This window comes from Yersinia sp. 2540 StPb PI (assembly GCF_052217165.1).
Lineage (GTDB): Bacteria > Pseudomonadota > Gammaproteobacteria > Enterobacterales > Enterobacteriaceae > Yersinia > Yersinia enterocolitica_E.
Genome location: NZ_JAZGQC010000001.1, coordinates 3,843,079 through 3,863,670, shown reverse-complemented (window position 1 = coordinate 3,863,670; position 20,592 = coordinate 3,843,079). Strand labels below are relative to the sequence as shown.

Here is a 20,592-nt window from a genome sequence, read left to right as displayed (position 1 = left end):
GCTCTGGCTTGCCGGAGCTATTGCTTTTAGGTGGTAGCTTATTTTGAATACTGATTTTAACCACTACTACCAGCAGATTCGCGGTAAACAAAAACGTGAAACGTTGATTTGGTCATTAACGCTGGCAATTATTTATCTGGGTGCTGGAAGTATTGCTGAGTTTAATTTACATACTGTTTTTATTTCCATACCACATTTTTTTGATTATCTAGCCGAAACGATACCGGTACTCCATTGGCACAATTTACTTGCCGATGGTCACACGGAGGGTTCTCTGGCTTATTGGGGTTATCGGTTACCCATACAGTTGCCACTGATTTGGGAAACACTGCAATTGGCGGTAGCATCCACTATTTTATCCGTGGTGGTTGCGGTTATCTTGGCCTTCCTGGCTGCGAATAATACTCAAAGCCCGCCTTGGTTACGGTTATCTATTCGAACTTTTGTGGCATTTTTACGCACCATGCCGGAATTGGCATGGGCAGTGATGTTTGTTATGGCTTTTGGTATCGGGGCAATTCCCGGTTTTCTGGCACTGGCATTACATACGATTGGCAGTCTGACTAAGTTGTTTTATGAATCGCTTGAAACGGCATCTGATAAACCAGTGCGTGGGCTGGCGGCCTGTGGTGCGGGTAAATTACAACGAATGCGTTTTGCGCTGTGGCCACAGGTAAAACCGATATTTCTCTCTTATAGCTTTATGCGTCTGGAGATTAATTTCCGCCAATCGACCATTCTAGGACTGGTTGGTGCTGGTGGGATTGGGCAGGAGCTGATGACGTCAATAAAATTGGACCGTTATGATCAGGTGAGCATGACATTGCTGCTGATTATTATTGTGGTATCGCTGTTGGATTATACCTCGGGTAAATTACGTCAGCACGTTGTGGAAGGAGCTTCATAATGTTGGCTCATCATTTAACACCGTCACAGATATTGACTTTAAAACAGCAACATCCGCAGTTTTTCTTACAGCAAAAACGGTATATCAGGTTAGTCACCGCCATTACTGTCGGTATTTTTTTATATTATCTATTTTTCTTTAAAGTCTTTGGTATCCCTTGGCAGACATTTGCTAATGGAAGCCAGCAAATAAGCCGCTATTTTTTGCGTATGTTTGTTTGGCATGATTTCATTAATTGGCCCTTTAAATACTATTTTAGTCAGATATTTATTACCTTGGCAATTGTATTCGCAGGGACTTTAACCGCGACGGTGCTGGCTTTGCCGCTATCATTTTTAGCCGCACGCAACGTAATGTCGACACCAGGATTACGTATTATTTCCTTTATAATTCGGCGCTTTTTGGATGTTTTTCGTGGCATTGATATGGCAATTTGGGGGCTGATTTTTGTTCGTGCCGTTGGTATGGGGCCGCTTGCCGGGGTGTTAGCTATTATTATGCAAGATATAGGGTTGTTGGGTAAACTCTATGCTGAAGGGCATGAAGCTGTTGATAAATCGCCTAATCGCGGCTTGACCGCCATGGGGGCTAATGCTTTGCAAAAACATCGCTTTGGTATTTTTACTCAGTCCTTCCCAACACTGTTAGCGCTAAGCCTTTATCAAATTGAGTCAAATACGCGTTCTGCCGCAGTATTAGGTTTTGTGGGGGCGGGAGGTATTGGCTTGGTTTATGCCGAGAATATGCGTTTATGGAACTGGGATGTTGTGATGTTTATTACCTTAATAATGGTTGTGGTGGTTATGATTATGGATAAAATATCTGCCACATTACGTAGAAAATACATTTCCGGTGAGGATGTCGCCCTTTATCAATCCAGCTATAACAGTAAGATGAATAGCTGATGTTTAATAAAGTAGAAAGATGAAGGGAATATTAATTTATCTTAGTCCTTCAAATTTCATTATTATTGAGTTTTATGTATTTTACCGGAATGCATACTTTTCTCATTAATCAGATTTGCATTGAGAAAATCAACGTAAATCTATACAATACTGCCCGCTAGACGTGAAAGAAGCCTTTTGTTTTTCTTGCGATATTCGCCCACGTCTACTCTAAATAATAGGAATAGGGCAGTAATATGATGAACAACGATGTGCTCCGTAGTGTTCGCTACATGCTTAACGTAAACGATATCAAGATAGCAGAAATCATTAAGCTGGCTGATTTTGAAGTGAACAATGCGGATGTCGTTAATTTTCTTAAAAAAGAAGATGAGGCCGGTTATCAAGATTGCCCTGATCTGGTAATGGCACATTTCCTTAATGGTTTGATCTTCTTTAGACGTGGTAAAGATGACAAGTTCCCGGCCCCAGCGGTAGAGCCAGTCATTACCAACAATATTGTATTGAAAAAACTACGTGTGGCATTTGAGTTGAAAGATACTGATATGCACGATGTCTTTAATGCGGTTGAATTCCCAGTATCCAAACCTGAGCTAAATGCACTGTTCCGCAAAGAGGGCAGCAAAAACTTCCGCCCATGTGGTGATCAGGCTTTGCGTTATTTCCTGAAAGGTTTGACGCTACGTATACGTGGTCCTAAAAAGTAAAATTGATCATATCGATATAACTATCTGATATAGATTATTAATAACAAAACAGGAGTGGCAATTTGGCACTCCTGTTTTTCGTTAAAATTAAGCGGCACTCTTCTCACCACTCTCTGAATTAACACCACTCTGTTTTTTAATTACCTGCTCACATACTTCCTCTCATTGTTGCACTATCTGTGCCCGTGCGTTGCGCATTATTGGTGCAGACAATTAGGCCGTTTATCCGGTTATTTGGCAACGTTATCTATAATCTTCAATTAAATTATTAAGATATAAAACTGGCATGGCGATTGCGCAGAGTAATCCGATCTTGTGTGTTTTACTCAACGACCAGAGGTTAACGCTATGCAACATCGTAACTTGATTAAGGTTTTTGCTCTTTCAGCTTCGGTTATCAGTATGGGTGTGGCTTTTGGCACGCTGGCTGCCGACACCATCAAAGTGGGTATTTTGCACTCGTTGTCCGGCACGATGGCTATCTCTGAAACACCATTGAAAGATATGGCTTTGATGAGTATTGATGATATCAATGCTCATGGTGGTGTATTGGGTAAACAACTGGAGCCGGTTATTGTCGACCCGGCCTCTAACTGGCCACTCTTTGCCGAGAAAGCGCGGCAATTATTAACACAAGATAAAGTCGCCGTCGTATTTGGTGCCTGGACGTCGGTTTCACGTAAGTCTGTCTTACCGGTATTTGAAGAGTTAAATGGTCTACTGTTCTATCCGGTACAGTATGAGGGGGAGGAGATGTCGCCCAACGTCTTCTATACCGGTGCGGCACCAAACCAACAGGCTATCCCCGCTGTGGAATACTTATTAAGTGAAGATGGGGGCGGTGCAAAACGCTTTATTTTGTTAGGGACGGATTATGTCTACCCGCGCACTACCAACAAAATCCTACGTGCTTTCCTGCATACCAAAGGTATTCAGGATAAAGATATCGAGGAGATTTATACCCCGTTTGGTTACAGCGATTACCAAACTATTGTGGGTAATATTAAGAAATTCTCTGCCGATGGCAAAACCGCCGTTATTTCCACCATCAACGGCGATTCAAATGTTCCCTTCTACAAAGAGTTAGCCAACCAAGGTATCAAAGCGACTGATGTGCCTGTCATTGCGTTCTCTGTGGGTGAAGAGGAACTACGTGGCATTGATACCAAACCACTGGTGGGCAATCTGGCTGCCTGGAACTACTTCCAATCGGTGGATAATCCGACGAACAAGACGTTTGTTGAACAATGGAAAGCCTATGCCAAAGCGCATAAGTTGCCAAATGCAGATACTGCTGTCACCAATGATCCGATGGAAGCTACCTGGGTAGGTATGCACATGTGGGCCCAGGCAGTAGAAAAAGCCAAATCAACCGATGTGGATAAGGTTCGTGCTGCGATGGCCGGACAAACCTATCCAGCACCATCAGGATTTACGCTGACAATGGATAAGACTAATCACCATCTGCACAAACCGGTGATGATTGGCGAAATTGAGGCTAACGGACAATTCAACGTGGTATGGCAAACCGATGCGCCAATTCGTGCTCAGCCATGGAGCCCGTTCATCGCCGGAAATGACAAGAAACCGGATCATCCAGTGAAAAGCACGCAGTAGCGATGACACTCCAGGGCCAGATTTTGCTGGCTCTGGATCTTTTTTGCCATATATCAGTGATGAGCGGGCCTATGAAATTGTTAATTCCTGTTTGGAGTAGAGCAGTCAATCTTTTGCTCAGGCCGCTGATAGGCCTGTTACTGAGCTTTTCAGCCTTGGCAACAGCAGGGCCAGCCCATGATTTTGCTGTGGCTAATCGTTCACAGCAAGCCGCTATGTTGCAGCAATGGGCGACCGAACCGGATGCTAGCCGATTACCCTTATTGCAGGCACTGAAACAAGAAACGTTGGTGGTCGATAGCACAGGGCAGGCATTCATCCAGCATAATCTGAGTTTCACCCCGCTGGAAGGGCAGTTACAACCTGTCGGTACACCAAAGAAAATCTGGCTCAATAACCGCTTACGTATTCTTATTGCTAATGCACTGACGGCTCAACGGCTGGCAAGTGAAGATGAATCAGTGCGCTGGCAAGCGGCACTAGAGTTACAGCAGCAAGCGCAAAGTGATCAATTACCGTTACTTAATCAGCGTCTTAAATTGGAAACAGACAGTAAAGTCAAAGAGGCGCTAAGTATTGCTTTGGCTAATTTACAACTGACCGATAGTAACCCTTTGGTGCGCCTGAATGCCGTGCAATTGCTCGGAAAATCAGGTTCGCCACAAACCCAATCTCGTTTGCAAAGCTTAACCGATGCTAAAACCGAGCCTGATGCACAAGTGCGTGCCGCGGCAGCCAGTAGTTTGAAACAGGTACAAAATCGGTTGATGGTCGGGGATATTATTGGGCAAGTATTCAGCGGGTTATCACTAGGCTCTATCTTGTTGCTAGCAGCTCTTGGGTTAGCCATCACTTACGGCCTATTGGGTGTTATCAATATGGCCCATGGTGAAATGCTGATGTTGGGAGCCTATTCAGCTTACTTGGTGCAATCTCTGTTTCAGCAGTTAGCTCCGCATTGGCTAGCCCTCTATCCTTTGGTCGCCTTGCCGGTCGCGTTCTTTATTACGGCTGGAATCGGCATGGCTTTGGAACGAACGGTAATTCGGCATCTTTATGGCCGCCCGCTGGAAACGCTGTTGGCAACCTGGGGAATTAGTCTAATGCTGATTCAGAGCGTGCGTATGATTTTTGGCGCGCAAAACTTGGAAGTCGCTAATCCTGCGTGGCTATCTGGCGGGGTACAGATTTTGCCAAATCTGGTTTTGCCATGGAATCGTATCGCCGTTATCGCCTTTGTGATCATTGTTCTGTTACTCACCTGGCTGTTGCTAAATAAAACCCGTCTCGGTCTACAGGTACGGGCAGTGACGCAGAATCGAGCCATGGCTGCTTGCTGTGGGGTGGCAACCGGCAGGGTTGATATGCTGGCTTTTGGTCTGGGTTCGGGTATTGCCGGATTAGGCGGGGTTGCCCTGTCACAACTGGGAAATGTTGGCCCGGAATTAGGGCAGGGCTACATCATCGATTCCTTCTTGGTTGTGGTGCTTGGTGGTGTCGGACAACTGGCTGGTAGTGTTGTTGCAGCACTGGGGTTAGGCATGCTGAATAAAATTTTGGAACCGCAGATTGGCGCAGTATTAGGTAAGATTTTGATTTTAGTGCTAATCATATTATTTATTCAAAAACGGCCGCAGGGTCTGTTTGCCCTCAAGGGCAGGGTGAGTGATTAATGAATCAACCTTTAGCTATAACCTTGACGCAAAAAGCACCTGTTATCAGCTTATCATTGGGGGCTGTAGTTGTTACTGCACTGATTATTTTGCCTTTTTTAGCACTGCTGCCGGCGGATAATCCTCTCGCAATATCAACCTATACCTTAACGCTTATCGGTAAGATTCTATGCTATGCAGTAGTGGCTATCGCACTTGATCTGGTATGGGGATATGCCGGTTTACTGTCTCTTGGCCATGGCCTATTTTTCGCACTTGGTGGTTATGCCATGGGCATGTATCTGATGCGTCAGGCGGCTGGTGATGGCCTGCCTGCATTCATGTCTTTTCTATCCTGGTCTGAGTTGCCGTGGTTTTGGAGTGGTAGCCAATATTTTATTTGGGCATTGTGCTTGATCGTCTTGGTTCCCGGTTTACTGGCTTTTATTTTTGGATATTTCGCCTTTCGTTCCAAAATAAAGGGCGTCTATTTCTCTATCATGACGCAGGCGCTGACTTACGCGGGGATGTTACTGTTTTTCCGTAACGAAACGGGCTTTGGCGGTAATAACGGTTTCACCGGATTTACCACTATGCTGGGCTTCCCGGTATCGGCAACCTCTACCCGTATTGCCCTGTTTCTGGCCACACTCGCTTTGTTAATCGCCAGTTTGGTACTGGGATTTGCATTGGCCCGCACCAAGTTTGGGCGAGTGTTGACCGCCGTGCGTGATGCTGAAAATCGCCTGACATTTTGTGGCTATGATCCGAAAGGTTTCAAGCTGTTTGTCTGGACATTATCAGCCGTACTCTGTGCTCTGGCGGGAGCGTTGTATGTACCTCAGGTTGGCATTATCAATCCAAGTGAAATGTCACCAACCAACTCTATTGAAGCTGCTATCTGGGTAGCGCTTGGTGGGCGCGGGACATTAATTGGCCCGGTATTAGGGGCTGGCATTGTCAATGGCGCAAAAAGCTGGTTCACCATGGCAATGCCAGAATATTGGCAGTTCTTCCTCGGATTGATATTTATTTTGGTTACGTTGTTCTTACCTAAGGGTGTTATCGGGTTACTGCGGCGGGGGAAAGACAAATGAGCCGGTTTCAAATTACGGAACAACTGATTTATCCCGAGATAATTGTTCAGGAACCCGGTGCGTTAGAGCATGCGGCCGACAAGCATCGCCAGCAACGGGATCCGGTGTTAACCCTCGAAAATATTAATGTTAGCTTTGATGGCTTTCATGCTTTGCGTGATCTCTCATTGCAAATAGGTGTTGGCGAGCTGCGTTGCATTATTGGCCCGAATGGTGCGGGTAAAACCACGCTGATGGATGTGATAACCGGTAAAACACGTCCCCAGACCGGTAAGATGACCTATGACCAACACCATGATCTCTCAATGATGAATACGATAGAGATTGCTCAAGCAGGGATTGGCCGGAAATTCCAGAAACCGACGGTATTTGAAGCGCTGAGTGTGTTTGAAAATCTTGAATTGGCACAAAAAAGCACCAAAACGGTCTGGGCCAGTCTGCGCGCCAAGTTGAACAGTGAGCAGCGGGATCAAATTGATGAAACGCTTACTATGTTGCGCCTTAGTGAGATGCGACAGCGGCAGGCAGGCTTGTTATCTCATGGTCAAAAGCAGTTTCTTGAAATTGGGATGTTATTGGTGCAAGACCCGCATTTGCTACTGTTGGATGAGCCAGCCGCTGGGATGACCGATGCCGAGACCGCCTATACCGCCGAGTTGTTTAATCAATTAGCCGGGAAGCATTCACTGATGGTCGTGGAGCACGATATGGGGTTCGTCGAGTCCATTGCTGATCATGTCACGGTGTTGCATCAGGGCCAGGTGTTGGCCGAGGGGTCATTGGCAGAGGTGCAGGCTAACGAGCAAGTGATCGAGGTATATTTGGGGCGCTGAGCCGCTCTGACTCTGTGTTGCTTCCCCCCTCATTTGGGTTGACCAAACTTCGGGGGATTGCGCCTTGATTCATAGCGGCTGATCGGTGTTGTTTCTCCTGCCATATCACGTGATCGGGTTTTGGTGACTAACAGTTAACTGGATATTTAAGGGCAATATATGCTGCAAGTGAATGAACTTGATCAATATTACGGTGGCAGCCATATCTTGCGTGGCTTGTCATTCGAGGCTGCGATAGGTGAGGTTACATGCTTATTGGGCCGTAATGGCGTTGGTAAAACGACGTTACTCAAATGCTTGATGGGACTGGTGCCGGTCAAAAACGGTAGCATTACATGGGAAGGTAAAAATATTAGCCATCAGTCACCACACCAACGGGTGAAAGGAGGCATTGCTTATGTGCCACAAGGTAGAGAAATTTTCCCCAGATTAACGGTTGAAGAGAACATTCTATTGGGGCTTTCTCGTTTTCCCGGCGCCCAGAGCAAGGTAGTACCTGAAAGTATTTATCAGTTATTCCCAGTGTTACAAGAAATGAAACATCGCCGTGGTGGGGATTTATCTGGTGGGCAGCAGCAGCAGTTAGCGATTGGGCGCGCATTAGCTTGCCAGCCTCGTTTGCTCATTTTGGATGAGCCAACTGAGGGAATTCAACCTTCGGTTATCAAAGAGATAGGTATAGTTATCAAAAAACTGGCTGCTCAAGGGGATATGGCTATCTTGTTGGTTGAGCAGTTTTATGATTTTGCCGCAGAGCTGGCGGATAACTATTTAGTGATGTCCCGTGGCAAAATTATCCAGCGTGGCCACGGCACTGATATGGAGTTAGACGGTGTCCGTGGCCTGGTTGCTATCTGACAGGCTCTTATGGGAGGCGAGTATCCTCGATGGGCAGTGAATCGAATGCCCCCCATTGCGCCCAAGAACCATCATAGAGTGATACTGATGGTGCGTTTAATGCCGCCAGCCCCAGAGCCACCACTGCGGCTGTTACGCCAGAACCACAGCTGGTAATAATGGGCTTGGTTAAATCCACGCCTTGAGCGGCAAAAATACTTGCCAGTGCTTGTGGCGATTTCAAATTACCATTTTCTACCATGCTCCCCCACGGGACATTAATACTGCCGGGGATACGGCCAAGGCGCAGACCAGGCCGAGGCTCAGGCTCTTGGGCTTTAAATCTGTTGGCTGGCCGGGCATCTATAATTTGTACGTCACTATTTCCCAGCACGGCGACAACCTCATCAACGTTTTTGACCGCAGCACTATTGAAAGCCACATTGAACACTTGCGGGGTTGGTTTTGCCTGGCCGCTTTCTAATGCATAGCCCGCTTGCCGCCATCCGTTGATACCACCGGCCAATATACGCACATTTTTGGCACCAAAAGTACGGAACGTCCACCAAACGCGTGGTGCGGAAAACAGGTTACCGTCGTCATAAATCACTAAAGTATGTTGCTCACTTACCCCTAATTGACCAACCCTCTCACTGAATTCCTGTGGCGATGGCAGCATATGTGGCAATTCAGTACTGTGGTCTGCAATTTCATCAATATCAAAGTAAACGGCTCCCGGGATATGCCCTTGCTCGAACTCAGCCTGAATGTCTCTTTTAGGTATCAATCCCGGCGGTGACATTCTGGCATCCAGAATAACGATATCGGCATCATTAGCATGTTCTGCCAGCCATTGTGCTGTAACCAGAAAAGGTGAGTTCATAGCAAGTTACCTGTCAACATTATAAAGGAGCGATGGGATTTATCGCTTCATCTTGATGCCCACTATATAACGAAATTACGCTATTGAAACCCCGACTGACTCATGATGCGTAACGCTTCGCATTTATTGAAATTTATTATTCAATGAATTACATAATGAAAATATATAATCAATTAATTGAATTTGTAATTCAATCTGTGAACTGCGTACTGATAGAAGCATCCTGATTATGTAAGCTTTCATTAGCTTGACTCTTTTCTTCGTAGCGCCTCGCAAAAAATAACTTTAATTTCATATTGGCTTGATGGTGAAATTTTAATTTCGTATAACCAGTGGCAAGTAAAGCTACCTTATCGGGGCTTTAATTTATAAACAGGTAAGGGGAATAAAATGAAAAAAGTTCGAATTGGCCTTATTGGTACTGGTTATATCGGCCGTTGCCATGCCATTGCTTACGCGCAGGTTGCGACTGTTTTTCCACTCAAGGGCCAGCCAGTATTAGAGATGTTGGCAGAAGTGACTCCTGAATTGGCTCAAAAACGTGCGGTAGAATTTGGTTTTTCCCGATCTACCTCCCATTGGCGCGAACTGGTTGCCGATCCTGATATTGATGTGGTGGATATTTGTGCACCAAATTTCTTGCATAAGGAGATGGCTCTAGCAGCAATTAGCCACGGCAAACATGTTTATTCAGAAAAACCACTGGCGCTGAGTGCTGCCGATGCTAAAGAAATGGTCGATGCTGCACGCGCAAAAGGGGTAAAAACGTTGGTAGGCTTCAACTATATGAAAAATCCAACGAGTCAGTTAGCGCGAGAAATTATTGCAAACGGTGAGATTGGTGAGGTCGTGCATTTTTATGGTACTCATAATGAAGATTATCTGGCTGATCCACTCACACCTTTGGACTGGCATTGTACCAAGGCGCAGGCAGGTCTGGGGGCCTTGGGGGATTTAGCCGCACACATTGTTAATATGGCTCATTATCTGGTCGGCGATATCACCCGTGTCTGTGGCGATATGCAAACTATCATCAGACGGCGCCCTGACCCGAAAGATCCCTCATCGCTTCTTGCTGTGGAGAATGAAGATCAAGCCAGCGCATTGGTACATTTTAGCAATGGTGCTATGGGGACCATAGAAACTTCACGGATTGCTTGTGGCCGTAAAATGGGGCTGACATATGTAATCACCGGCACTAAAGGTGCGATCAGTTATTCTCAAGAACGCATGGCGGAATTACAGCTCTATTGCCATGATGATCCACAGGCCAGACAAGGGTTTAAAACATTACTTACAGGGCCACAGCATCCAGACTATGCGGCTTTTTGTGTCAGTGCAGGACATGGTATTGGATTTAACGATCAAAAAACGGTTGAGATCCGCGATTTGATTAACGGCATTGCTGCCGATGACCGTATGTGGCCGGATTTTGAAGAAGGTTGGAAAGTATCGAAAGTATTGGATGCTATTGCCGTTTCTGCCGAGGAACGATGCTGGGTAAATGTCTTAACAGATTGACTATTCTGCTACAGCTAACATTTTTAATTTCTACAATGTCAATGCGAAGAGAGGTTATCTAATTCTCAGATTTACATAGCACCTTAAGTTAGTTAGTGGTGAGCCTCATTTAGCTGATACTGGCCCGAATTAGGCCATGTATGAGTTTTAAATATGCCCACTGCTGACACTAAACGTAATAATCACGCGACAACTGCTGCTCATTATCTTAATGAGCAGCAACGGGCAAGGGTAAAGCAGTTGTCCCGTTCTTGGCTATGGCGTCTGGAGATCCCCACTTGGATATTGATCGGTGCCATTTACACTGGGTGGTTTGTTGGTGTTATTCATTGGCAGCAATTAGGGCCAGTGATGGGAAGTGTTCTGCTGATCTTGTTGAGTGCGTGGTATATGTCTTTGCAACATGAGTTGATTCACGGCCATCCAACCCGTTGGCGGTGGGTAAATCAGCTATTTGGAACTTTGCCACTGGCGGTATGGTACCCCTATGGCCTTTATCGTGATTCTCATATTCAACATCACCGCGATGAGGATTTGACGCACCCAGAAAAAGATCCAGAGTGCTATTACTACACGGCAACACAATGGCAATACTTCCACATATTACTCAAATGTATTATACGTGCGAGTAACACCTTTGTGGGGCGGCTAGCCATCGGGCCATCACTGGACATCATTAATACCCTTCGCAGCGCAGCCCGGGCTTTTATTTCCGGCGATCGCTCGGCCATATTCATGTGGCTGATTCATTTAGGGCTACTTTACGGGTTACTTCACTGGATGGCAGGCTATGGTATTTCTGCCGTTTTCTACCTACTGGCGATTAGCTATCCGGCACTTAGTCTGACTAAAGTAAGATCTTTTTTTGAACATCGTGCAGCGCCAGAGAGTTCGGCGCGCTCAGCCCTGAATGAAGCTGCATGGCCATGGCGTCTGCTATTTCTAAACCTCAATTACCACCTGGTGCATCATGATTTACCAGCCTTACCTTGGTACGGGCTACGCCAGATTTATCTGGAAAACCGCGTTCAATATCAGCAGCGCAGCGGGCAATTTGTCGTGAACGGCTATACTCAATGGTTTGACGCATTTGCTTTTACTGCGTTGGAAATAGAAGTACACCCATTTTACGATTGCGAGAATAAAACTGTTGCGGCAGAAGAGCGGTATGGTGTGATTAAAAGTAGTAGCCAGCATTCTGAATCAACCTAAATCAGCCCGCTGAGGTTAGGACGGCTATGGATTCAGGCGAAAAAATTCTTAGCGATCTCTTCTGTTATTTGAAAATTGCTGTTGTTATATACAGTATTTCATGTAATCTTAACTGAAAATTTTGTTGTTACAACACAGCTTAAATACTTAGCTATCAAACTGTTACGTATTATAGATACAAACCTATAAGCCTAATGTAACGCTAATAATATATTTAATATCAATTGGTTATTTGGTTTGTTTTGGACTAAATCTAATATGGTTACTCATCTGTTAAAGATGTCCTGGCCGCACACCCTGTAAACATTCAGCTACTACAAGTATGTAAGAATGAACGTTAACTCACCCTTGAGCACATGAGAGGTAAGCATGGCAATGACCCTAACCCGTGGACGGATTTTTGCATTGGCGGCAATGGTGCTAACGGCATCAACCGGTATATCACAGGCCGCAGATACTGTCCGAGTTGGCTCAAAAATTGATACTGAAGGCTCATTGCTGGGCAATATTATTGTGCAGGTACTGGATGCTAACGGGATAAAAACCACCAATAAATCACAGTTGGGCACCACCAAAGTAGTGCGTGGTGCTATCACTGCGGGTGAGATTGATATTTACCCTGAATATACCGGTAATGGGGCTTTTTTCTTCTCGGATGAAAAAGATCCCGCTTGGAAAAATGCGAAAGCAGGCTATGAAAAAGTCAAAGCGTTAGATTACGAGAAGAACAAACTGGTGTGGCTCTCACCTGCTCCAGCGAACAATACATGGACCATTGCAGTACGCCAGGATTTAGCCCAAGCGAATAACTTGAAAACGCTGGAGGATTTGGGCAAATGGATTAATGCTGGTGGTAAATTCAAATTAGCGGCCTCCGCCGAGTTTATTGAACGGCCAGATGCCTTGCCTGCTTTCCAGCAAGCTTACGGTTTTAAATTGAATCAAGACCAATTGTTATCATTAGCCGGTGGTGACACTGCGGTGACGATTAAAGCTGCGGCAGAACAGACCTCTGGTGTTAATGCTGCCATGGCGTATGGCACTGATGGCCCGGTTGCTGCTTTAGGCTTACAAACACTCGAAGACACTAAGGGTGTGCAACCTATTTATGCGCCGACGCCGATCATTCGTGAGGCCACACTGAAAGCACATCCAACGATACCTGCTTTACTCAATCCTGTATTTGCTACCCTTGATGGGCCGACGCTACAAAAACTGAATGCCCGTATTGCGGTTGAAGGTCAGGATGCGAAAAAAGTGGCAGCTAATTATCTGAAAGAAAAAGGGTTTGTTAAAGGATAGTGGTGGGTGTCAGAGATGGCGCTGTAGGCACCTGATTTATAGCGCTATCAAAGAAACAGGTCACTCGTTATTACAACAAAGGTTACCTGTCATGGAGATGGATTTTTATGGCTGTCAAAAACCGGGTCCTGCTAGTACTGGCTATTTTATTGGTTTTATCAGGTGCTGGGCTGTCTTTTGTGAGCCATGCACCTAACCGATTGATTTCCGGGCAAGGGATCTCGTTGTTATCGCTGATAAGTGGATCAAATGGGGTGGTGCTAATTCCTATTCTGATCCTGCTTATTTTTGCGTTCTTAAGACAAAATATCGTGCTGTATTGGCTAACAGTATTATTTGCCGAGTTGCTGCTTTTGGGTTTGTTGTTATTGGCTGGCACGACCGCCATACAGCTTGCCGGAGGTGGCGAGAGTCTGGCACGTACCTCATTAGGTGGAGGGTTCTGGCTGATGAGTGGGATGAGTCTATTGATTGCCGTCGATAGCTTATCTCGTGCCATTGTTAACCCTGTGTGGCGCAGTGTGGCTAATGTCTTACTGCTTCTGCCGGTAGTGATATTGCTCATGATGGGGCAGTTGGATCAACTATCGTTAATGAAAGAGTACGTTAACCGGCAAGACGTATTTAATGATGCGCTATGGCAACATCTTCAGATTTTACTCGCAACATTGATACCCGCCATCCTTTTGGGGATCCCACTCGGCTTACTCTGTTTTCGCTCTCGTCATTTTCAAAGCACCATTTTTTCGACATTGAATATTATTCAAACCATTCCATCTATTGCCTTATTTGGCCTGCTAATTGCGCCTTTAGCGGGGCTGGCTGCGGCTCTCCCCTGGTTAGCAGAGCATGGTGTCAGCGGTATCGGTCTGGCCCCGGCTATTGTCGCGTTGGTGCTTTATGCATTGTTGCCATTAGTGCGCAATGTGGTCGCAGGGCTAGAGTCGGTGCCTGACAGTGTTGTCGAGTCGGCCCGAGGTATGGGGATGACTCGCAGCCAGTTGTTCTTTCAGGTGCAAATACCTATTGCGATGCCACTTATCTTATCCGGTATCCGCATTGTCGCGGTACAAACAGTAGGGCTGGCTGTAGTGGCTGCATTGATTGGTGCGGGTGGGTTAGGCGCGATTGTGTTCCAAGGTTTGCTTAGCAGCGCATTGGATCTCGTGCTGCTTGGCGTTATCCCCGTGATTGTGATGGCGGTTGTGGTTGATTCGCTGTTTAAATTTATGGTTATTTTTATGGATACTTCACGTCGATGATTCATTTCCATCAGGTAAGTAAATATTTTGCCGGTAAACGAGCGGTCGATAATCTGACGTTGCAGATAGCCAAGGGTGAGTTTACTGTACTCATCGGTACCTCTGGCTCCGGTAAATCGACCACACTAAAAATGATTAACCGCCTTATTGAACATGATGAGGGGGAGATTCATTTTGCTGGTGAAGAAATTCGTAACTATAAACCTGAAGATATTCGGCGGCGGATGGGATATGCCATCCAATCGATAGGTTTATTTCCACACTGGACGGTGGAGCGCAATATTGCCACTGTGCCACAGTTGTTGAAATGGCCCCAGGACCGTATTCGCCAACGCGTCATCGAATTACTTGAGCTACTGCATCTTGAACCAGAACAATTTCTCCACCGCTATCCTCATCAATTGTCTGGTGGGCAGCAACAGCGTGTCGGTGTCGCTCGCGCCTTGGCAGCAGATCCTGAAGTCTTATTGATGGATGAGCCCTTTGGGGCGTTAGACCCCGTGACGCGCTCGGCACTCCAGTTTGAAATTACCCGTATTCATCAATTATCGGGTCGGACTATCGTGCTGGTGACTCATGATATTGATGAGGCGTTGAGTCTGGCTGATCGCATAGTTCTGATGGATGAAGGCCGAGTCATTCAGCAGGGAACGCCTCTTGAAATGCTAACTCAACCCGCCAATGATTTTGTTCGTGATTTTTTTGGTCGTAGTGATCTCGGAATTAAGCTGTTATCACTGGGGTGGGCTGAACAACGGGTCAGGCGCGGTGAAACGTTGAGAGGGCCGCCGATTCTCGGTACTACCAGCCTGCGCGAGGCGCTTTCCCTGTTTGTTTCTCGTCAGACCGATAAACTGCCGGTGGCCGATGAATATGGGCAATCACTAGGTGTACTTTATTTTGCTGATTTGGTGGCAGATAAGGGGAGCGTGTGAAACCTGATACCGCTCATACCCGTGATACGGCTCATACTTATAAGCCAACAAAGAAAGCGTTTAAATGGGTAGTATCCGATGTACTGCGTTGGCTAAAAGACCCTCTGTGCTGGGCGCTGCTGCTGTTGACCGGTTTGGTTTTTGGTATGACCTCTCTGCACGGTTTCTTTGCCGCGTTATTTCCTGATCTCGATCGGCCTGTCTACCTGCAAGATACATTCTGGTCACTAGTGGTTGCTCATGTCTTATTGGTGCTGGTTTCCAGTGTTATCGCTGTTTTGATAGGAGTGAGTGCGGGTATTGCTGTGACACGTCCCATGGGGAAAGAGTTTCGTTCAGTGGTGGAAACCGTTGTTGCTGTGGGGCAGACTTTTCCACCGGTAGCGGTGCTGGCTATTGCCGTACCGGTGATGGGATTTAGTGAGAAACCCGCCATTATCGCTTTGGTGCTTTATGGTTTATTGCCGATTTTACAAGGAACTATCACCGGTATCGAGTCTGTCTCCCGCGGCATTCATGAGGTGGCAGAAGGGGTGGGAATGAGTGCCAGGCAGATTTTGTGGCAGGTTGAATTGCCACTGGCAGCACCTATTATCGTTGCAGGTATCCGAACCTCGGTCATTATCAATATAGGTACGGCCGCAATAGCGTCAACCGTTGGGACGAAAACCTTGGGTTCTCCGATCATTATCGGACTTAGCGGTTTTAATACGGCTTACGTTATTCAGGGGGCGGTTGTGGTCGCACTATTGGCTATTATTACGGATATGATTTTTGCTCGTTGGGCCAGGCGGCTGTCACGTTGGCGGGAATTACAATCTCTTCCGATAGACCGGCACGATTAATGTTTTGGCTGTTTTGCGCTCTGATTAGTAACAGGTGCCTATGCTAATTTCACTTCCTATGTATGGTGTCGAGCCGCAGGATGTTCTGCCTTTTTGGCGGTTATTATCGCAACAACTGCACCGTCATGGGGTTATAGGGATAGATGGTGCTACAGGGATAAGTGATCAACTCATCTGGCCTACTGATTTACTGCAACATTGGCGTGATCCTAATTTGCTGTTGAGCCAAACCTGCGGTTTTCCTCTGGTGACGTTATTGCAACAGCAGGTGCAATTGATTGGGGTATTTAGCTATCAATCACCTTACTGTTCGGGGGAATATTACCGTAGTTTGGTTATGGTCCGTGCTGATGAAAAAGGCCAACAACTGGCAGATTTTCGCCATAGAATAGTTGCCTATAACAGTATGGATTCTCAGTCTGGATACAATGCACTACGTGCTTTAATTGCACCATTGGCGATCAATGGGCATTTTTTTTCTCACAGTTTGGCCTCTGGCGGGCATTACCATTCGATCTCGATGATCCAACAGCGACAGGCCGATATTGCCGCAATAGATTGTGTCAGTTTTGCACTATTACAGCGAGCCAATCCCTCAGCCGTTGCCGGATTAAAAATAATAGCGCAAACCGATGCGGCTCCTGGCCTGCCACTTATCACTTCATTGTCAACTTCAGCACTACAGCTTACCCAGATCCGCCAGGCTATTACGGCTACCGTTAATTCTCCTGAAGCCGCGTCTGCCAAAGATAGGTTATTAATAAAATCATTTAGTGTTTTACCAATTTCGGCTTATGACGTAATTAGAAGGATGCAAGAAAAAGCGTTCTCAGCCGGAGTAATAACACTTTGATAAGAAGTGTTATTGGTGTGAGTAAACAAGCCAATCTTCTGCTGAAGCAATCGCTGAGATAAGCACTTTACTGTGCAGTACACGAGGCAGTCATTGCCCCGTGTATGGCTCAATAGAAAAACTAAGTGATATCAATTACAACAAGCCGCCACCTTCAACATCAATCACGCTACCGGTCATAAAACTGTTTTCCAGCAATAACACAAAGGCACCCGCAATATCAACCGGTTGGCCGACTCGACCGACAGGTAGTGAGGCTGCCATTTTTGTAAACATAGCCTGTCGCTGCTCATTACTCATACTATTATAAGCTTCAGTCGCGGTTACGCCTGGGCTGACCACATTGACCCGTCGTGGGGCCAGTTCTTTGGCTAACTGCTTACCGACTGCTTCCAATGCAGCATTAATAGCTGTTTTGATGAACTGGCCGCTGACAAACTTACGTGACAACAAACCTGACGTCAGGGTTATTGAACCCTGTTCGTGCAGATAAGGTAACGCTGATTGTATCGCCCGCAGTGCTCCCCACAGTTTTACATCAAAATTTTCCTGAGCTTCGCTTAAAGAGGTGTCTGCCAAAGCGTGTGCTTGCACCGCAGGCCCGGCGGTAATAACCAAGTGATCAAAGGTTCCGACCTGTGCAAACAGACGCTTGAGTGATTCTGCATCAGTCATATCAGCAGATAAGCGCAACATAGCACTATCGTGATCGACAGATTGTGAGCCTGCCGAACGGCGCGAAACCAAGACGACTTTGGCACCTCGACTGATGGCGGCATAAGCCACGGCTGCGCCAATACCACTGTTGCCTCCAAGAATAACCAGTTTTTGTTGATTGAGTGGAGAACTGAATTGATGCTGAGATAACGTTGTGATGTCCATAATGAGTCCTGTATTTAAATAAGGGTTTCACTCTTCATCTATAGTCATCTATTGAAAGTTGTCTAACAATCGACTAAAAAGACAATCACCTGTAAAGGAAATTTACTAATGATCTCATTTAGTGATCTGGATGTTTTTGTTCGAACGGTTGATTGCGGTAGTTTGTCTGAGGCTGCTCGTCGGCTCAATATCACACCCGCAGCAGCCAGTATTGCGGTAAAACGCCTGGAGTCTCAATTGGGTGTGCGCTTGTTGGTCCGCTCAACCCGCAGTTTGCGCCTAACAGAAGCAGGGGCCAGCTATCTTGATAGTGCACGTATTGCGTTAGGGGCATTAGTTGAGGGAGAACAGGCAATTCAGAAAAAAATGACGGGCTTATCTGGAGTATTACAACTTTCAGCCCCTTCAGACTTTGGCCGTAACTTATTAGTCGATTGGCTGAATGATTTCAAACAACAACATCCGCATATTCAATTGCATTTGTTACTCAACGACCGCCACGCCGACCTTTTCCGCGAACCGGTAGATATTGCTTTGCGTTTCGGGGTGCCTACCGATTCCAGTTTGGTGGCATTGCCCGTTCTAACTCAACATCGGCGTATGTTATGTGCCAGCCCTGCCTATCTTGCCCGTTACGGCGTGCCGCAGACACCGGCTCAATTGGCCGACCATCATTCGGTGTTATATCAGCGCAATGGTCGACTTTATAACCAATGGCGGTTAATGCGACAGGGGGAAGAACAAGAGGTGACGATGTCCGGTGAATACGTCAGTGATGATGGTGAGATAGCGCGACGTTGGGCACTGGCGGGGTTGGGTATTGCCAATAAGGCTGCTATTGATGTAGTCGATGATATCCGGTCAGGGCGTTTGGTTCAGGTATTGCCAAGCTGGCAGGGCGAAGTCTTACCCTTAAATCTATTGTGCCCCCACCGCTCGCAGGTATCAGAGCGGGTCAGGGGTTTACAGACTTTTTTGCAACAACGATGCCGCGATTGGATGGGCGCTTACGGTGATTCCTGACCATTGTTGGATAAGCCCGCAGGGCCAATATCAGACAGTGGGGAGGATTCGGTCGTTTCAGTTTCATGTGGGGTGGTTGAACGGGTATAGATGTTCAACCCGGCGAGAAAAACGCCACCTAATGAACTCAGTGCCATTATCGCAATCAGGATAATGAGTGCTTTTCTTAGCATAATTTTTTCACTTTTTATCGAAACAGAGGGAATTATAATCTGTTCACTGAATGAAACAACCATGTTACATGGTTGATGCATTTATATTCTGGATAAAATAAACACGCCGGCGGTTGCAGCTTAACGAGGCTTAAACAGAAATTTCCCCAATGTGACCAATATTACCGCAGAAACAATCACGGCTAATGCACACCATTCAGTGGTTGATAAACTTTCACCGGCAAAGCCAATACCGAGCAACACCGCAACAACCGGGTTCACATAGGCATAACTGGTGGCGACCGCCGGGCGCACATTTTTTAGCAAGAACATATAAGCGCTAATGGCGAGCATTGAGCCGAAAACAATCAGGTAAAGTAACGAGAGAATGCCACCCATGGTCGGCATTTGTTCCAGTTGTTCACCACTTAGCGTACTGGCAAGCAACAACACCACACCTGCAACCAGCATCTGTGCGGCACCGGACATGGCACCACTGGGGAGCGCCAGCCGTGAAGCCCAGACCGAGCCAAATGCCCAACTGGCTGAGGCCAATAATATCAACATTGCCCCCACCGGATTACCTAATAAGTTGCTACCAGTATTGAGCAAGATGATACCTACCAACCCGAGAGCAATCCCAGACCATTCCAGTTTTGTGTTACGCATCCCCCATAACATACTGAAACACAAAGTGAATAGTGGAACAGTCGCCACCATGACGGCGGCAATCCCTGAGGGAACATGTTGATGTTCGGCGATGGTAACCAGCCCATTACCGATAGCCAATAATAAGATACCTATCGCACTGGCGCCCAGCCATTGGCGGAATGTGGGCAGGGCGTGACCACGAATGGCTAAAAAGCTGAACAGCAGTACACCCGCAATCAGGTAACGTAAGCCAGCCATCATCAATGGGGGCCAGCTCTCTACCCCGATACGTATGACCAGGTAAGTCGAACCCCAAACGAAGTATAAAGTGAAAAGTGAACCAACCAGCAACCACAGATTACGGCTATTTTGCTTAAGCATAATTATTCAATAATAAAGGGAGCGGTGAAACATCGAGGTATCAGTAAACATGAGAATAGCTGCCGTTAGCAAAGGTTTTTATCATTTTTTTACGTTTTAATTTTTCGTCTGAAATTTACGCAAAAACAGTGAGTT

20 protein-coding genes are annotated in these 20,592 nt (G+C 46.4%); 16 read left to right on the top strand and 4 right to left on the bottom strand.

Features of this window, described 5'->3' with window-relative positions:
* Nucleotides 1–43: 43 nt before the first annotated feature.
* The 8 genes from phnE (V1956_RS17960) to urtE all read left to right on the top strand — a co-directional run bounded on the left by phnE (V1956_RS17960) (nucleotide 44) and on the right by urtE (nucleotide 8,576).
* Nucleotides 44–907 carry a phosphonate ABC transporter, permease protein PhnE gene (phnE, locus tag V1956_RS17960; protein ID WP_372558398.1) on the top strand — a complete coding sequence of 288 codons (864 nt, stop codon included), beginning with the start codon at nucleotides 44–46 and terminating at the stop codon, nucleotides 905–907.
* Complete coding sequence (phnE, locus tag V1956_RS17955; RefSeq protein ID WP_442825439.1) at nucleotides 907–1,812, top strand: phosphonate ABC transporter, permease protein PhnE; 906 nt, start codon at nucleotides 907–909, stop codon at nucleotides 1,810–1,812. The genes phnE (V1956_RS17960) and phnE (V1956_RS17955) overlap by 1 nt, the downstream gene beginning before the upstream one ends.
* Nucleotides 1,813–2,048: 236 nt before the next feature.
* Nucleotides 2,049–2,519, top strand: a complete 471-nt coding sequence (locus V1956_RS17950) for a DUF1456 family protein (protein WP_083159488.1) — start codon at nucleotides 2,049–2,051, stop codon at nucleotides 2,517–2,519.
* A gap of 348 nt (nucleotides 2,520–2,867) precedes the next feature.
* On the top strand, nucleotides 2,868–4,136 hold the full coding sequence (gene urtA, locus V1956_RS17945) for an urea ABC transporter substrate-binding protein (RefSeq protein WP_083159486.1): 1,269 nt from the start codon (nucleotides 2,868–2,870) through the stop codon (nucleotides 4,134–4,136).
* Between the two features lie 71 nt (nucleotides 4,137–4,207).
* Entirely contained in the window at nucleotides 4,208–5,809 is a 1,602-nt protein-coding gene (urtB, locus tag V1956_RS17940; protein WP_420075309.1) for an urea ABC transporter permease subunit UrtB, read from the top strand.
* Nucleotides 5,809–6,885: an urea ABC transporter permease subunit UrtC gene (gene urtC / locus V1956_RS17935; RefSeq protein WP_420075308.1), complete on the top strand. Its 1,077-nt coding sequence runs from the start codon at nucleotides 5,809–5,811 to the stop codon at nucleotides 6,883–6,885. The genes urtB and urtC overlap by 1 nt, the downstream gene beginning before the upstream one ends.
* Complete coding sequence (gene urtD / locus V1956_RS17930; protein ID WP_372558402.1) at nucleotides 6,882–7,718, top strand: urea ABC transporter ATP-binding protein UrtD; 837 nt, start codon at nucleotides 6,882–6,884, stop codon at nucleotides 7,716–7,718. Before urtC ends, urtD begins: the two co-directional genes overlap by 4 nt.
* Before the next feature lie 159 nt (nucleotides 7,719–7,877).
* Nucleotides 7,878–8,576 carry an urea ABC transporter ATP-binding subunit UrtE gene (gene urtE / locus V1956_RS17925; protein ID WP_420075307.1) on the top strand — a complete coding sequence of 233 codons (699 nt, stop codon included), beginning with the start codon at nucleotides 7,878–7,880 and terminating at the stop codon, nucleotides 8,574–8,576.
* Nucleotides 8,577–8,583: 7 nt separating this feature from the next.
* Here the strand turns inward: urtE and sseA are convergent, their stop codons facing one another.
* Complete coding sequence (gene sseA / locus V1956_RS17920) at nucleotides 8,584–9,438, bottom strand: 3-mercaptopyruvate sulfurtransferase (RefSeq protein WP_420075306.1); 855 nt, start codon at nucleotides 9,436–9,438, stop codon at nucleotides 8,584–8,586.
* A 390-nt stretch (nucleotides 9,439–9,828) separates the two neighbouring features.
* On the opposite strand from sseA, the gene V1956_RS17915 reads away from it, so the two are divergent.
* From V1956_RS17915 to V1956_RS17885, 7 genes are all read left to right on the top strand, one after another.
* Nucleotides 9,829–10,959, top strand: coding sequence for a Gfo/Idh/MocA family protein (locus V1956_RS17915; protein WP_372558405.1), 1,131 nt, complete (start codon nucleotides 9,829–9,831; stop codon nucleotides 10,957–10,959).
* A 153-nt stretch (nucleotides 10,960–11,112) separates the two neighbouring features.
* Entirely contained in the window at nucleotides 11,113–12,171 is a 1,059-nt protein-coding gene (locus V1956_RS17910; RefSeq protein ID WP_372558406.1) for a fatty acid desaturase, read from the top strand.
* A 369-nt stretch (nucleotides 12,172–12,540) separates the two neighbouring features.
* A complete protein-coding gene (gene osmF / locus V1956_RS17905) occupies nucleotides 12,541–13,473 on the top strand; it encodes a glycine betaine ABC transporter substrate-binding protein OsmF (protein WP_083159470.1) in 933 nt (310 codons plus the stop codon).
* A gap of 107 nt (nucleotides 13,474–13,580) precedes the next feature.
* Nucleotides 13,581–14,735, top strand: coding sequence for an ABC transporter permease (locus V1956_RS17900; protein ID WP_420074811.1), 1,155 nt, complete (start codon nucleotides 13,581–13,583; stop codon nucleotides 14,733–14,735).
* Nucleotides 14,732–15,670, top strand: a complete 939-nt coding sequence (locus V1956_RS17895; protein WP_442825438.1) for an ABC transporter ATP-binding protein — start codon at nucleotides 14,732–14,734, stop codon at nucleotides 15,668–15,670. Before V1956_RS17900 ends, V1956_RS17895 begins: the two co-directional genes overlap by 4 nt.
* Nucleotides 15,671–15,816: 146 nt before the next feature.
* Nucleotides 15,817–16,515 (top strand): ABC transporter permease, encoded by a 699-nt coding sequence (locus V1956_RS17890; protein WP_372559849.1) that lies wholly within the window; start codon nucleotides 15,817–15,819, stop codon nucleotides 16,513–16,515.
* Nucleotides 16,516–16,573: 58 nt separating this feature from the next.
* A complete protein-coding gene (locus V1956_RS17885; RefSeq protein ID WP_442825829.1) occupies nucleotides 16,574–17,368 on the top strand; it encodes a phosphate/phosphite/phosphonate ABC transporter substrate-binding protein in 795 nt (264 codons plus the stop codon).
* Between the two features lie 135 nt (nucleotides 17,369–17,503).
* Here the strand turns inward: V1956_RS17885 and V1956_RS17880 are convergent, their stop codons facing one another.
* Complete coding sequence (locus tag V1956_RS17880; RefSeq protein ID WP_420074809.1) at nucleotides 17,504–18,250, bottom strand: SDR family oxidoreductase; 747 nt, start codon at nucleotides 18,248–18,250, stop codon at nucleotides 17,504–17,506.
* Nucleotides 18,251–18,358: 108 nt separating this feature from the next.
* Between V1956_RS17880 and V1956_RS17875 the strand changes: the two genes are divergently transcribed.
* Nucleotides 18,359–19,273: a LysR family transcriptional regulator gene (locus V1956_RS17875; RefSeq protein WP_372558410.1), complete on the top strand. Its 915-nt coding sequence runs from the start codon at nucleotides 18,359–18,361 to the stop codon at nucleotides 19,271–19,273.
* On the opposite strand, the gene V1956_RS17870 is transcribed toward V1956_RS17875, so the two are convergent.
* On the bottom strand, nucleotides 19,258–19,446 hold the full coding sequence (locus V1956_RS17870) for a hypothetical protein (protein WP_032815427.1): 189 nt from the start codon (nucleotides 19,444–19,446) through the stop codon (nucleotides 19,258–19,260). The two genes, V1956_RS17875 and V1956_RS17870, sit on opposite strands and share 16 nt — an antisense overlap.
* Nucleotides 19,447–19,566: 120 nt before the next feature.
* Nucleotides 19,567–20,457, bottom strand: a complete 891-nt coding sequence (yedA, locus tag V1956_RS17865; protein ID WP_083159458.1) for a drug/metabolite exporter YedA — start codon at nucleotides 20,455–20,457, stop codon at nucleotides 19,567–19,569.
* Nucleotides 20,458–20,592: the final 135 nt, after the last annotated feature.

Coding starts and splice junctions, on each gene's coding strand:
- phnE (WP_442825439.1), top strand. CDS start 907: ATGTTGGCTCATCATTTAACACCGTCACAGATATTGACTTTAAAACAG.
- V1956_RS17950 (WP_083159488.1), top strand. CDS start 2,049: ATGATGAACAACGATGTGCTCCGTAGTGTTCGCTACATGCTTAACGTA.
- urtA (WP_083159486.1), top strand. CDS start 2,868: ATGCAACATCGTAACTTGATTAAGGTTTTTGCTCTTTCAGCTTCGGTT.
- urtB (WP_420075309.1), top strand. CDS start 4,208: ATGAAATTGTTAATTCCTGTTTGGAGTAGAGCAGTCAATCTTTTGCTC.
- urtC (WP_420075308.1), top strand. CDS start 5,809: ATGAATCAACCTTTAGCTATAACCTTGACGCAAAAAGCACCTGTTATC.
- urtD (WP_372558402.1), top strand. CDS start 6,882: ATGAGCCGGTTTCAAATTACGGAACAACTGATTTATCCCGAGATAATT.
- urtE (WP_420075307.1), top strand. CDS start 7,878: ATGCTGCAAGTGAATGAACTTGATCAATATTACGGTGGCAGCCATATC.
- sseA (WP_420075306.1), bottom strand. CDS start 9,438: ATGAACTCACCTTTTCTGGTTACAGCACAATGGCTGGCAGAACATGCT.
- V1956_RS17915 (WP_372558405.1), top strand. CDS start 9,829: ATGAAAAAAGTTCGAATTGGCCTTATTGGTACTGGTTATATCGGCCGT.
- V1956_RS17910 (WP_372558406.1), top strand. CDS start 11,113: ATGCCCACTGCTGACACTAAACGTAATAATCACGCGACAACTGCTGCT.
- osmF (WP_083159470.1), top strand. CDS start 12,541: ATGGCAATGACCCTAACCCGTGGACGGATTTTTGCATTGGCGGCAATG.
- V1956_RS17900 (WP_420074811.1), top strand. CDS start 13,581: ATGGCTGTCAAAAACCGGGTCCTGCTAGTACTGGCTATTTTATTGGTT.
- V1956_RS17895 (WP_442825438.1), top strand. CDS start 14,732: ATGATTCATTTCCATCAGGTAAGTAAATATTTTGCCGGTAAACGAGCG.
- V1956_RS17890 (WP_372559849.1), top strand. CDS start 15,817: ATGACCTCTCTGCACGGTTTCTTTGCCGCGTTATTTCCTGATCTCGAT.
- V1956_RS17885 (WP_442825829.1), top strand. CDS start 16,574: ATGTATGGTGTCGAGCCGCAGGATGTTCTGCCTTTTTGGCGGTTATTA.
- V1956_RS17880 (WP_420074809.1), bottom strand. CDS start 18,250: ATGGACATCACAACGTTATCTCAGCATCAATTCAGTTCTCCACTCAAT.
- V1956_RS17875 (WP_372558410.1), top strand. CDS start 18,359: ATGATCTCATTTAGTGATCTGGATGTTTTTGTTCGAACGGTTGATTGC.
- V1956_RS17870 (WP_032815427.1), bottom strand. CDS start 19,446: ATGCTAAGAAAAGCACTCATTATCCTGATTGCGATAATGGCACTGAGT.
- yedA (WP_083159458.1), bottom strand. CDS start 20,457: ATGCTTAAGCAAAATAGCCGTAATCTGTGGTTGCTGGTTGGTTCACTT.